Here is a 12,837-nt window from a genome sequence, read left to right as displayed (position 1 = left end):
GCGCAGCATGGGCGTGACGCCGAGCCCGATCACCGGACCCGAAGGCAATATCGAATTCCTGATGGGTGCGGTGAAGGAATCGTGACCGCCGCTAATTTGGGTGGCAGGGAAGAGCGGCTCTTTCCCGCAATGCGGAATAGACACTGATCAGGTCCGGGATGCGATATCGTTCCAGCCTGTTGCCGCCATCGATGAGGCGAATCGCGCTCGATGCCGGGAAGCGGCTCACCGGAAGTAAATAATAGGCTCGCACATACTCATTTGCCTCCGCCATCAGCCCAACGAGCACAAAATCGAACTCATAGGCTCGGTTGACCTTGACCTCCCAAAAATTCTCGCGGCTGCCGGCGGTATATCGCGCTAGCGTGGTAACGAGCCGAATCGTCCCATCGACCAGCAGGATTCCAGCTTGCTCCCGCGTGCGGACGCGCCCGCCAGTTTGCCGGATCATTCTTGCAGTCTGGATCGCGAAGGCGTTCGCGCGATCAACCAGCAGCGGACTCATCGGCGATGGCGTGTTGCTCGGTCGATAGTAGCCTACGATGGCGTAGGCTCGATCCAAGCTGCCGAAGCGCTCACGATAGGTATGCGCCGCCGGTAGCAATGCGGACGAATTGATCAGCTCCGTCGAGAGGCGGCCTCGCTCGCGCAGCAGGTGACGGAGCTGATCAAGCATATAGCCTTCGCTGATGCGGCAGATGCGGCGTCTTCCTCTTACCCGCTGAGCTTCACGAAAGGTGGTTCGATCGATCAACGCCTTGAAGGCATGCTCGCGGCGGACCCATTGCTCCGGAGGGTTGCGAACCGCCTGAGATCTCAGCTTGGTGGATCTGCGGTTGAAAATGGCAGCGCCCGTATAGACCTCCGATGTGAGCACTTGGCGCACTATGAACTTCGTCCATTTGCGGCCGGCAACGGCATCGACCCCCTCCCCGTTCAGTACGTCAGCGATTTGGCGATCGGACAGGCTCCCGCGAATCGACATTCGGTATATTCGCCTGACCACGGCGACCTCCTTTGGCGGACCTGGCGCGAGGATCACTCTATCTGTGCTTATGTTTTTGCGCTGTCCCGGCTTCAACTCCACTTTGGGGTTGCCCAGTTCGTCGACCAACACACGCCGCAAACCGAACGTCTGTCTTCCTCCCATTTTGTAGCCCCGTGCCGCCAACCGACACTGGCCGATGAAGACCTTTTGCGACAGCTCTCTGCTGAATTCACCTGCCATCGTCCGCTTCAGGCTTTTGAGAATTCCCGATGACGCACTTCCGTCGTTTTCGAACTGCTCGGCACAGTAATGAACCGAAAGGCCAGCGTTCCGGACTAGCCACTCATAGTGGGCGCTTTCGTCAGTGTCCTGAAACCGGCCCCAGCGACTTATATCATAAACCAGAACTGCATCGAAACCTGGTGCGCCCGATAGCACGTCAGACAGCAGAGCCTGGAGCGCTCCGCGACCCGCGAGCTTGAGCCCGCTCCGTCCCTCATCGACATATGTGCGGACCACCTCAAAATTTCGTGTTGCGGCGTAGGAGGCGATCATCGCTATTTGATTGCTGGTCGAATAGCGCTGATGGTGGGTCGACATGCGCACATATTGGGCAGCTTTGATGGACATATGCCAACTCGCCGCAGGAGTTCGCTCCCCTTCCAATGTTTCATGATCTTTTTTCAGCCGGCAGTCCAGTGCGCCGCGCCTAACCGTGTGTCCTACCGGACATGCCGAAGTCTTCGCCTCGCGATGAAGTCTCTCGAAGACTGCACCGCAACTCGCCAGGAATTGCGGTGCAGTTCAACATGGCACCGCTACGGATGCAGACGCCTAGGCCGCCATTCTGACATCCGGGCTCACAGCCCTTGCGACATGTCGGCGTGCTCCCCTAGACTGCGGACTTCTCGATTTTTGGCGTACGGAGAGCGTGTTGTTGAGAACACGCCCTCCGCGTCACAGCGTGTGCCGACGGTCGCTCGGAGAGGCCATCCTTTGCAGCGGGATGTAGCCCTGGGGGTGATAAGGCCTTACCTCGGTCTGACCTGCCGACCCGCGCCGCAACCCCGTCATAATGGCGCCGGTTGAGTGACGGGCGCTCGGCTGAACTCTCCACCCTTCGCCATCAAAGCCCAGGCGATCCGAGCCATCTTATTGGCGATAGCCACCGAAGCTACTCGCCACGGCTTCCGTGCGACGATCGCAGCAGTCCATGGATCGGCTCGTTCCGGCCATCGTTTGACCCCTATCATTTGCGCCCGGGCGCCAGCAAGCAGCAGGTGCCGGATATATGGGTCTCCGCGTTTCGACATTCTCTCGCGACGGCGAATGCCCCCGCTGGAGTCCGGCAGCGGCGTGAGGCCCAGAAAGGCAGAGAATTGCCGTGCCGAACCAAACTGCTGCGGTTCCGGGAACGTCGCAGCAAGCGCCGTCGCCCCTAATATTCCAACGCCGGGAATCGTGCGAAGGCGAAGGGCCGATGCGTCGCGGCGCAACGCTTGTATCAAGTGCCCATCAAGCACCGCTATCTCTTCCGTAAGGCGCGCCGCTAAACTTCCCATTCTCTGGATCAGGTGATGGACGTCCTCGGGCAGGGACGCCTTGTCATTCACGCGCTCAGCCTCGATCCACTTCGTCACATGCGCGATGCCAACGGAAATCTCGACGCCGAACTCCGCCAGATGCCCCCGTATGGCATTGATGATCTGAGTCCTCTGCTTCATGAAAAGTTGCCTGACACGATGCACTGCCAGGGCCGACTGCTGATCCAGTGTCTTTACGCGGGTTCGCCGCATGTTTGGCCGACACATAGCTTCCGTTATAGCTTCGGCATCGTTCGCATCTGTCTTTCCACGCTTGACAAAGGGCTTGACGTAGGCGGCCGGGATCAGGCGCACGTTATGTCCCAGGCGAGCCAGTTCCCGCCCCCAATGATGGCAGCCGCCGCCAGTCTCCATGCCAATGATCGAGGGGCTGCAAGAGGAAAAATACTCGAGCAGATCATCGCGCTGCAGCGTGACGTTGGACGCGGGACGGTCTCCCGATGCTGCAATGTGAACAGCGAACTTCCGCAGGCCGATGTCCAAGCCGATCCTTAACATAAGCACCTTCATATCGTCGTATCATGATATCATGATTAGTTATGAAGCAAAGTCAAGTCTATCCTCTGGGTTTGTGCGACCGATTGTTCAGGGGAAGATGTGCCGACACCAGGCGACGCGGCGGGGCTTCAACTCGATGATGAAGCGGTACAGATGATCGGGATGCTCGGCGCCCTTGGCCAACATACCCGCTTTCGCCTGGTCACCGAGTTGCTGGCGAGCGACAGTGGGCGGATGTCCGTCAATGCGCTTGCCGACGCCGTCGGGATCCTGCAAAATTCGGCCTCTGCTCATCTCGCTATACTGGCGAGGGCGGGAGTAATCGGTGCAACCCGCCACGGGAAGCAACGGCTGTATCACATCGACGAACAGCGTCTGCGCTGGTTGATCAGCGCGATATCCAGTGCATTTATTCGGCAGGACCGCTAAAGCAACCGTTTCCCCTTTCTGCGCTGCGATCTCGGCGGGACTCTTGGCTTGCTCTGTAAGGTTTCGCCGGCCATCGCCCTAGGCACGCCGAATGAAGTCTATCCATTCTTTGGTGCTGCCGAGGGTGTCGGGCACCAATTGTAAGAGGTGCAGTTGACCCTGCCTGCTTCTGGCTACGAGACCGGCTTGCTCGAGTATTCCAATGTGTTTCGACATCACGCGTGGCGTGACGTCAAAAGATTTTCCTAACGCGTTGACCGTTGTCTCGCACAGGGCCAAGCGCAATAAAATTGCGCGCCGTGTCGAGTGAGCCAAGGCCTTGAATACAATATCCAGTCCGTCCATGGGTCGTTATTATGGTGATTCCGCGCCTAGTCAATACGCGGTGAAACTCGCAGAACATAGCGTGCATAGGGCGTTTCATTTCTGGGGGTAGGTGTTTCGGATCGCTCGTGAATCGCCGTCGATTCCGCTATTAAGGCCGATGCTGAATATGATTATGTGAGAGTTATCGACATCTTTCTTAAACGATCGCTTGTCTGCCTTATGTCTGTCGCCGGCGGACTGGCATTGTGAAAACATGAAAAAGGCTGTACCTAAAACTCGTCATGTCGGACATGCTTCTTCTATCGGGATTTCGTTCTATGCCGTGGCAGCACGCCCCATCTGGTGAGGCCCTCGCCATGCCGAATATCAACCCAAGATGGGAGCTGGCGAAGCCCATTGTACCGTTGACCTGCATTAGATAATTCAGTCGGGGCAGGCGCGGGTAAGCCGCCCCGAGGCAGGCGATTGTGCATGAGCGATGAGCCCTTAAGCGAGGTTTATTGGCTAGGCCCGATGCGGATCGTCCGCAGGCCGGTTGAGATACCCCCGCCGCCCGATGTCCTCTGTATTGTAGATGACATGTCGCGCGCCCGGATAGGCAAGCTCGGTGCCGCACGTTACACTGCGGGGAAATGGATCGATACCAACGGGCAGCCCATCGAGTGGAGCCCCACGCACTGGACTTTGCCAGAGCCTTGATCATGTCGGCGAACCGATGCTCGCAAGTCGCGCGGAACTCGAAGGACTTCGGCTGATCGGCTCTCCGTGTCTGAGCTTGGCTGAGGCCACCGAAGGGAGGGGGCACCTGGTCTCAGAGCGGACATGCGTTATTCTCCGCGAGGACTGTCCTGGCCTATGCCCGCAACGCCTGCCCGAGCAGATCAACAACGGCGGGCTATTGCGCACAGCGGTGTACGGTTGTGTTCGCAGACAAGAGGCGAGCGGCTAAGCTCGTCTGCGCTTCAGCGATAACCCAAATATCGAGCGATCGTTGGAGGGATGAACGAGGCCAGGAATATTAGCAGCCCCCAACGCGCCATTGGTTTCACCCAATCGGGTTCCTCCCTTCCGGTCTGAACGCATCGATCACTAGTGAACATCGCTGTACAGGTGGGTGCGGCCGAAAGAATGTTGATTGCCAAAAAGATCTTTTGCAGCACAGCTTGGAATCCCCTTCTCGCCGCTCAGATTAGCACGATAGCGGGCATGCCAGTCGATAAATGTTCTTCGGTGCGGCCGCCCTCGTTCGCACCGACGTCATCGGCGGGATGCACGGGCCCTTTTGGCTCGCAGCCACCAGCTGGCCTCTCAGGCGGCAGCCTCCTCAGCCGTGATGGGCCGATGCTTGGTTAGGCCGGCGATCGGCATCCTCGTTCAAGGATCGGGCTGAGATCTCCAGCTGCCGTCCAACGGCAGATCCCGCTTATCCCTCTGGCCGCAGCACCACGATGAAATCGGCAATCGAGAAGATCGAAAATGAGGACAGCGAGCCCGCCGCGGCGCCCGAGCGCGTCTTCGAAGGCGACATACGTGGCGTTCACGGATCGGGATGCGGCGGCGAGGCAGGCGTCGCTGGCCATCGTCGGCCTTCCGCGGCGCTTGGTGAGCAATCTTTCGCGAACGGGTGCCGCCCAGCGCCGAGCTTCGGCGTACGAGTTAAGCCATCGCTGGCCTGAGACTGGTGCAGAGGGCCGACCTCAGGGTAACGAGTGAGGCGAAGACCAGTGTGGAGGACCTGGGCGCCCGGAACGCTGGCGAGCTGACGCCTTAGTCATCATCAACCCTTCAGATCCTTGGCGCGGACCGCCTCACCCGCGCTTCACCTCAGCCGACATTCCTCCATTAGCGATGCCATCCATTTCCATCGCCGGCTGACGAACGAGGCCAACAACGTCGCTGATGATCGTACTGCCCTGGCGGCATTGGGTGTGGAGCTCGTGATCAAGTACGGTGACCAGGCGGGCGAGGCTGCAAGGCTTGCGCAGGAACGTCGCTCTGTTGGGAATCCGCGTCGTTTCCGGATTGAGATGGCCGGAAAGGAGCACGACCGGGATTTGCGGCCAGTGTTGACGGGCGACAAAGGCCAAGGCCAATCCGTCCATCTCGCCGGGCATATGGACATCGCTAAGGAGCAGATCGACCTCGGAGCGCTCGAGATGATCGAGCGCCTCTGCGGCACCCGCGGCATCGAGTGTGCGGTAGCCGCGCGTGCGCAAGCCATCAGCGGTGATCCGTCGCAGCCGCGCGTCATCCTCGACCACGAGGATCAGGCGCGACCGCGAGGTGCCGTCATTCGCTTCGAAATCTATGATCGTCCGCCCCCCCCAGTGCGCCGATGTAACTGCGTTAAGCGATAGACGGATCCCCTGTGGATGTCGACTGTGGAATTGCCAAGGCGCGCATGCAGGCTGCACCGGCGGGCACGATCTAAAGTTTGACCTTATCCGGTTATCCTCTTTGCTCGGCGCATCCGGCATGTTTTTATAACAGATTTGGCAGAAGCTGATATGGTCAGCTCAAGCAATCCTCCGATGAATGCCGCGATTAGCTCGGATTAGTCGCAGTTGCCACACGTAGGAACGCTCGCGATGGGATCGCGAACTGGGCCGTGAAGATGCAATCTCGGGCGGATCCAGGTTGCCGATCGTGGCTAATAACTGGTCATCGGTTGTGAGATCAACGCAGGATGGTCGAGTTTTATGAGATGAGATCGAAAATGAGCGGCCCCCAAGTAAAATCCGCTGGATCACGCTAATAATTTTGAAATAATTTCCCAAGTGCGACGTAAAGTGAATAGATGTTGGTGATATCTGGCAATTCCATAAGCACGATCAGCAAGGCATATTCAATGATATCATCTGTTTTGAGGCCCCGCAATCAAGGAATAAATGAACACATAGCCTAGTCTCCTGCAGAAGTTATTGATATTCCTGCCCGTGCAGGATTAATTAGGCAAGGAAGTCCCGTCTGCTAGACTTGCGACGGGGTAAAATCACATCAATGTAGTTTTTTGGTCAAGATGCCTTCATATTGGCTGAAACATTATCTAACGTCTTTGCCAGCTGTTTCCCCAGCGATGACATGCCAGTGATCGCCGCAATGGCGATGAGCGCGGCAATGAGGCCATACTCAATGGCTGTTGCCCCACGCGCATCGAAAATCAGCTTCCGGAAATCACTCCTCATATACCCTTCCCCCGATGAAGATCGTTCCCCGTACCACCGAGAAGTTTACGATCTTGCTAATCGACGTGAGAAGCGGTGTTCCGTAAACCTGCGTGAGCAGCCCTGGAGCGATCGCCTATGATAACATTTTGCCGCACAAAGTCAGTGATGGCGACTGCGGCGGATCGCGCGCCGAGCATGTGGCTTGCGCTGCTTTCGACCCATGCAGTCATCCCATCATGCAAACATGGACATTGATCTCGCGGGCCGAGGCAACACTACGCTCATTTCGGGCAAACCTCCATGCGGCATTACCGCGCAAGCAAGCGTCGCCTTTAACTGCTGCGGGTTCCGAAGCGACTCCGTTCAAGAAGCCTCCCTCGACATTAGGATTGGGATCATGAGGTGGTGGCGTTCCATACAGCGCGCGACTTGCAACGCTCTTGCCGCTGGTCGGTTCGAAAGATGGGCGCTGCTTACCATCGGCATTTGGCTGCCACAGGCCGTATGATTTTCGGGGGGGCGAGACGCCACCGCGCGTCTTGCGCCCACATCGCCGCCGGACCTTGCCCGCAGAGCTTGAGAGATCCGCGCTCGGTGCGAAAGACTCTATTCCAGAAAGGGAAGGATTTCCTCTCGCAGCTGATATGCCGCCCGCTCGGCGACTGCCCGGATATCGGCGTCAAGCTTGTGGCCGCCGGTCTCGGCCGAGACCGCTAGTATCGTCACCAGCGGTTCGCGGATCGCTGGTGACGAAATGTAGCTGGCACAGAGTTTCGAACAATTCGCCTCGAGAACTTCTCCGACCATGTGTGCGAGGAGGTTCTGTTGAGTGTCGTTCACGGGCCTGCAGTACCAGTTTGATGAAATGAGACGCTCTGTGCCGCGCCGGCACGAGAAGGCGGAACGACCTAAGTTGGGTCGGAACCGGCGGAAGTCACAGGCCGAGCCCGGAGAGTCCCGGATGCCCTTGCGGCCGCGTGCCGAGCGGCCAGCAGAACAGCCGCTCGCCTTCCGCGATCGGATGTTCGTTGATGCTGGCGAACCGCCGCTCCATCAGACCTTCGGGATCGAACTGCCAATTCTCATGGCCGTGGGCGCGGAACCAGGTGCCGCTATCGTCGCGATACTCGTACACGAAACGTACGGCGATGCGGTTTCCGGCGTGGGTCCACACCTCCTTGATCAGGCGATAGTCCAGTTCGCGCGACCACTTGCGGGTCAGGAACTCCTCGATTTCTACACGGCTGGTGACGAACTCTGCCCGACATCGGCTGCGCCGATGAAAACATGGCACCCGGCGTCACCTTGACGGTATTGACCACCGCACCCACGCCCGTGGTGACGCCGCAGCCGATGTAGTGGAAGATCGGCTGGCCCTTGTAGGAGAAGCGCGTCGTTCCGTCGGGCATCAGATCTTGACCCTGTGTGGCGCGGATGGTGGTGCACAGGTTGGTCTTGCCGCTGAGACAGCTTTTGCACTGCCGACATTCCGGCGTGTAGAGCGGGATGATATGGTCGCCGGGCTTGCCGCTGCTCACGCCGGGGGCGACTTCGCGCACGATCGCAGCGCCTTCATGGCCAAGGATAGATGGGAAGATGCCCTCGCTGTCGAGGCCGTCCAGCGTATAGGCGTCGGTATGGCATATGCCGGTCGCCATGATCTCGACCAGAACCTCACCGGCTTTCGGCCCTTCTACGCCAAGCTCGACAATCTCCAGCGGCTTCTTCGCTTCAAAGGCTACAGCTGCGCGGTCATTCGCCAAGGTTCAGATAGTACCTTGTGTGCTTCAGCTCCCCTTCCTTGCGAAGCGCCGCCAACTCGACCAGTTTCGCGAGATCGCGAGTGGCCGTCGCCGAGGCTGCATCGGTGATCGTTCGGTAGTTTGCCGCGCTCAGGCCACCTCTGAAGCCTTCTGGTCCCTCGGCAAACATCCGGATCAGGGACTTCTCCTGCCGTGCGTTGATCCGACCGCGGAGGCGGTCGAGCAGCTTCGCCTTGGCTAGGAGGAAATGAACCCGATCAAGTGTGCGCTGTTGGGCCGCAAGCGCGATGTCGGAGAACCATTCGAGCCAATCGTCGATCCGGTTGGACAGACTCGCTCGTTGAAGCTGCGAGTAATAGTCCTTGCGATGGCGCCGGACTGTCTCTGCAAGGGCCGTGATCGCGGGCGCGTCAAGCCCTTGGGCCAGAGCCTTTTCCGCAAGCGCGCGGCCGAGGCGACCGTTGCCATCTTCGAAGGGATGGATGGACTCAAACCCTAGATGAGCAACACCCGCCCGCGCGAGTACGCTCACCGGTGAAGGGCCGGCCGGCCTAGTATCGTTGAACCAGGCAATGAATGCGTCCATCTCGGCTGGCACCACTTGCGATGGCGGAGCTTCGAAATGCACCTTCGGCGCGTGCAGGGCTCCGGAGACGATCTGCATCGGATCGGCGTGGGTTCGATATCGACCTATGTCGGCAAGATCCCGCCTGCCGTTCATGAGCAAGGCCTGCCAATGGAACAGCATGGCCTCGCTGACTGGCTCGCGATAGCTGTGAAAGAGGTTCGCCATGAGTTCCGCAGCGCCCGCCTCCGCGGCGTTTGCGCGGCGGTGGTCGGCCTTGATCCCCAGATGCTTCGCCACGGACGACTGTACGCTCGCGCGATCGAGAATCTCACCCTCGATCGCAGAGCTTTCGACGGCCTCCTGTGCCATGAGTTCGATGGAAAGGGTCTGGCGATCGTCGGCATCGAGATGGGCCATGACGCCTACCAGGATGCCAGGAACTGATCCTCACGGTTTCTCAGACGCTTCGCATCGTAGGCGAAGTTCGGCCAATCGGGTTGTTGCCAGTTCCAACGCATGATCAATAGAGCGCCTTTCTATCGATCAAATTACAGCATTATTTGATTAGGCGACTTCACCCAAACGGTGAAGCATAACGGCAAGAACTCCGTATGGTGCAGATTGCTTATCGCCAGACTGATCCACCACACGCTCTGATGTACGTGCGCGCGGCCAAGGATAACGGGCTACGGCGCGGTCGATTTCGCCGCGCGAGCCATTTAATAAACCTAACAACAGCCGCTCCAATCCTGATTTGTCCGCGGACACGATATGCGATGTAAGGCGTGAACAGCGCATAGTTTATCAGAATTTCTGGGAACGGCATGTGGATCCATGTCATGATGTATTTGTTGGTAAGTCGGTCAGTCTGGCTTTCACGGGTCGGTTTGCGTCCCGCCGGATGCTCCAGTTCCTCGACACTTATTACTGGAGAATAGCGAATTTTCCAGCCGCCATTGATCATCCGATATGCGAGTTCGACCTCCTCGATACCGTAGAAAAAATCTGGAAAAAATCCGCCGACTTGGCGAAGCGCCTCCCTCCGAAAGCCGACGCAGCCGCCGACAAATCGAAACGTCAGGAACGAGCTGTCGAGATCGACATTTTTACGTGTATGAGGAATGAGGTCGACGCGCCTTCCAGTCTCACCGCGGACGTGCTTACGGATGGTGATCACGCCAACGTCCGGCTCTGCCTCGAACAATCGTTCGAAGGTGGACAGATAATCGTCCGTCTCCATAAACACATCATCGTCGACAATCAGGACATATTCCCCGCGCGCAGCGTCGATCCCGACGTTCCGCCCCACCACTCCTTTGTTAATGCCGTCCTGGAAAGATGTCGCTGATGGAAATTGCGCGAGAAGTTCATTCCGATTGACGGGTTCGGGATTATTATCGACGAGCAAGATTTCATAGTCAGTGCGGCCGCCATCCTTGGTACGCAAATACCCGAGGACTTCCGCGATCAGGAAATCGCGCGCGTACGTCAATACAACGATCGAAAAGCGCGGACAGAAAGAATCAGGCAGGGCATTTCTCCAGCCAGAGGATCCGGCGCCGCGTGCTCATTGCGCCACCCCATGGATCGTCTTCAGCCGATCGGCGAGGCGGATCGCGAGCGCGACAAGCGTTAGCGTGGGATTGGCATGACTGCTCGTGGGGAAAACAGCGGCGCCGGCGACATGAAGATTGGCGAGATGATGCACCTTGCAATTGGCATCCACCACGGCCTTCTCCGGAGATGCCGCCATGCGGGCGGTGCCAATATGATGCCCTCCGACCGGGGCGGCCTCGCGCGCCCGATCGCGCAGCGCGGCTCGATCATGCTCGAGCCGGCCCGCACCGGACGCGCGCAGGCCGGCGTCCAGATCATCGTAAGCGGCGACGATCGTCTCAACATCGAGTTCGGTCGTCCGCCAGTCGATGCGCACACGGCGCATGCCGTGACGATCGACCTGATCCGAAAGCGTGATCCGGCTGGACGGATTGGGAGCCTGCTCACTGTTCATATCCACCGCGTATAGGCCGGCCGGTTGTGCAAAGCCACATAAGGAAGCTTGCGGTGGGCAAGGATGCGGTGCCTGATCCATTTGGTGAGGAAGGCCGCCGTGGCGGGCGCTCCGCGCAGGATATTCCGGACATGGGAAGCCCAAAAACGCCCGTCATGTTTCAACGCACTCGCGACATCATGTTCGACCATGCTCAGCTTGCGGCGATATTCCGGGATGACGGTATGCTTGGCAAGATACATCAGCGACAGGATCGGATCACCATGCGCCGGATCCACGACGCTGGCGTGGTGCAGCCGCACCATCGTATTCATGATCCTGCACTCGCGTTGTCGCTCGGCCGTCAGCGTGAACCGCCGCCTTGCATACACCCCGTCCGGGGTCCGCTCAAAACCATAGCACACATTTCGGGTTGGCGGCGTAATCCGTATCGTACCGGTCGCCATTTCGAGATGGCACATATAGGTCCGCCCCAGCATGTCCGAATGATTGCTCAGCCCGCCACGCTCCGGCGCCGATGCCGCGAGGATTCGGTAGGTTTCGATTCCGCCGCTCGCGACCACTAAATCACTAGCCTTGACCGAGAAACGCCGCCCCTCCGGATCAGCGACCTCCGCACGCTCGATCACGCAACCATCCGCCTGTGGAAGGAGCCCGATGCAATTGGCGTTGAACAGCACCCGGATGTTCCCAGCTTTTTTCAGGCGGTGGCGATTGCTCTTCCACACATCGGTGGGAAGGCTGAAACGTTCGACCGATTCCGTCAAAACATGGGGATCGGAGAACCCCTCGATGAGAGTGCCGCCGGGCAGCGCGCTGATCGCCGCATAATCGCAGGCGCCGGCATCGAGCACCGTCTGTGCGCGGCGATAGAAAGGCTCCAGCGTTTCGCGGCCAAAAGGCCAGCCGCTCAACGGCACCCAGGCGCGTGCTTCAAAATCGATTGGGTCAAACGGGACGCAACGGCCGCCCCAGACGGTCGTCGAACCGCCCAGCCGCCGGTGCCGATACATATCCGGCGTCGCATGGGCAGGCGAAATGAGCTCGCCTTCATAAAAGGCCTGGCTCGCCGCATCGGGCTTTTCACCCCCGGCTTCCAGCACCACCACCGAAAGGGCGCTGCCGGCGAGTTCGATCGCCAGGCTGAGTCCTGCCGCGCCGGCGCCGATCACGCAGATGTCGCATTCAAGCACCGCGCCCGGCGCGACCGACCGCGCGTCAATCAGCATACCCGAATCCTATCGCAACGGACCTGGTTGATGGCGGTAATGCTCGGTGGCATTGAACGGTCAATCGGATAAAGTCTGCCCAGCGTCGGCCACAAGACGGTTGGAGGGCGGCCGGTACCTTGCTGATCACCCGCTTCCGATTGCCACAGACGGCACGCCGAATTTCTGATCCGCCAAGTTCTTCCACCCGTTCGATGGATACCGTAACGATCACCCAGAGCAAGTCCGTCCGCCTTTTTGCCGGAAATATTTT

11 protein-coding genes and 3 pseudogenes are annotated in these 12,837 nt (G+C 58.9%); 1 reads left to right on the top strand and 13 read right to left on the bottom strand.

Annotation, left to right across the window (positions count from 1 at the left end):
* Window positions 1-91 precede the first annotated feature (91 nt).
* Together AAC645_RS18925 and AAC645_RS18920 are read right to left on the bottom strand one after the other, a co-directional pair.
* Window positions 92-1,618 carry a recombinase family protein gene (locus tag AAC645_RS18925; RefSeq protein WP_340318132.1) on the bottom strand — a complete coding sequence of 509 codons (1,527 nt, stop codon included), beginning with the start codon at window positions 1,616-1,618 and terminating at the stop codon, window positions 92-94.
* A 440-nt stretch (window positions 1,619-2,058) separates the two neighbouring features.
* The gene (locus AAC645_RS18920; RefSeq protein WP_340318131.1) at window positions 2,059-3,102 is read right to left on the bottom strand and encodes an IS110 family RNA-guided transposase; all 1,044 of its coding nucleotides are present in this window, start codon (window positions 3,100-3,102) and stop codon (window positions 2,059-2,061) included.
* Between the two features lie 141 nt (window positions 3,103-3,243).
* Between AAC645_RS18920 and AAC645_RS18915 the strand changes: the two genes are divergently transcribed.
* Complete coding sequence (locus AAC645_RS18915; RefSeq protein WP_340318130.1) at window positions 3,244-3,519, top strand: ArsR/SmtB family transcription factor; 276 nt, start codon at window positions 3,244-3,246, stop codon at window positions 3,517-3,519.
* 78 nt (window positions 3,520-3,597) lie between these two features.
* On the opposite strand, the gene AAC645_RS20520 is transcribed toward AAC645_RS18915, so the two are convergent.
* From AAC645_RS20520 to AAC645_RS18865, 11 genes and pseudogenes are all read right to left on the bottom strand, one after another.
* Window positions 3,598-3,864 carry an ArsR/SmtB family transcription factor gene (locus AAC645_RS20520; protein WP_422785860.1) on the bottom strand — a complete coding sequence of 89 codons (267 nt, stop codon included), beginning with the start codon at window positions 3,862-3,864 and terminating at the stop codon, window positions 3,598-3,600.
* Window positions 3,865-5,654: 1,790 nt separating this feature from the next.
* Window positions 5,655-6,107 carry a response regulator gene (locus AAC645_RS18910; RefSeq protein WP_340318129.1) on the bottom strand — a complete coding sequence of 151 codons (453 nt, stop codon included), beginning with the start codon at window positions 6,105-6,107 and terminating at the stop codon, window positions 5,655-5,657.
* A gap of 753 nt (window positions 6,108-6,860) precedes the next feature.
* On the bottom strand, window positions 6,861-7,031 hold the full coding sequence (locus AAC645_RS18905; protein ID WP_340318128.1) for a Flp family type IVb pilin: 171 nt from the start codon (window positions 7,029-7,031) through the stop codon (window positions 6,861-6,863).
* A gap of 588 nt (window positions 7,032-7,619) precedes the next feature.
* Window positions 7,620-7,853, bottom strand: coding sequence for a hypothetical protein (locus tag AAC645_RS18900; RefSeq protein ID WP_340318127.1), 234 nt, complete (start codon window positions 7,851-7,853; stop codon window positions 7,620-7,622).
* Between the two features lie 94 nt (window positions 7,854-7,947).
* Window positions 7,948-8,283 (bottom strand): annotated as a pseudogene (locus AAC645_RS18895) (DUF1348 family protein); the annotation flags it as partial.
* A 22-nt stretch (window positions 8,284-8,305) separates the two neighbouring features.
* A pseudogene (locus AAC645_RS18890) lies at window positions 8,306-8,776 on the bottom strand (alcohol dehydrogenase catalytic domain-containing protein); the annotation flags it as partial.
* Window positions 8,766-9,497, bottom strand: coding sequence for a Fic family protein (locus AAC645_RS18885; protein ID WP_340318137.1), 732 nt, complete (start codon window positions 9,495-9,497; stop codon window positions 8,766-8,768). The pseudogene AAC645_RS18890 and the gene AAC645_RS18885, both read right to left, overlap by 11 nt.
* 183 nt (window positions 9,498-9,680) lie before the next feature.
* Window positions 9,681-9,862, bottom strand: a pseudogene (locus AAC645_RS18880) (DUF4172 domain-containing protein); the annotation flags it as partial.
* Between the two features lie 107 nt (window positions 9,863-9,969).
* Window positions 9,970-10,845, bottom strand: a complete 876-nt coding sequence (locus tag AAC645_RS18875; protein WP_340318136.1) for a glycosyltransferase — start codon at window positions 10,843-10,845, stop codon at window positions 9,970-9,972.
* A 66-nt stretch (window positions 10,846-10,911) separates the two neighbouring features.
* Window positions 10,912-11,355 (bottom strand): GMC family oxidoreductase, encoded by a 444-nt coding sequence (locus AAC645_RS18870; protein WP_340318126.1) that lies wholly within the window; start codon window positions 11,353-11,355, stop codon window positions 10,912-10,914.
* A complete protein-coding gene (locus AAC645_RS18865; RefSeq protein WP_340318125.1) occupies window positions 11,352-12,584 on the bottom strand; it encodes an FAD-dependent oxidoreductase in 1,233 nt (410 codons plus the stop codon). Before AAC645_RS18865 ends, AAC645_RS18870 begins: the two co-directional genes overlap by 4 nt.
* Window positions 12,585-12,837: the final 253 nt, after the last annotated feature.

Source organism: Rhizorhabdus argentea (assembly GCF_037861105.1).
Taxonomy (GTDB): domain Bacteria; phylum Pseudomonadota; class Alphaproteobacteria; order Sphingomonadales; family Sphingomonadaceae; genus Rhizorhabdus; species Rhizorhabdus argentea.
Note: the sequence above shows the minus strand (reverse complement) of the source record. Positions and strands in the feature narration are given on the sequence as shown.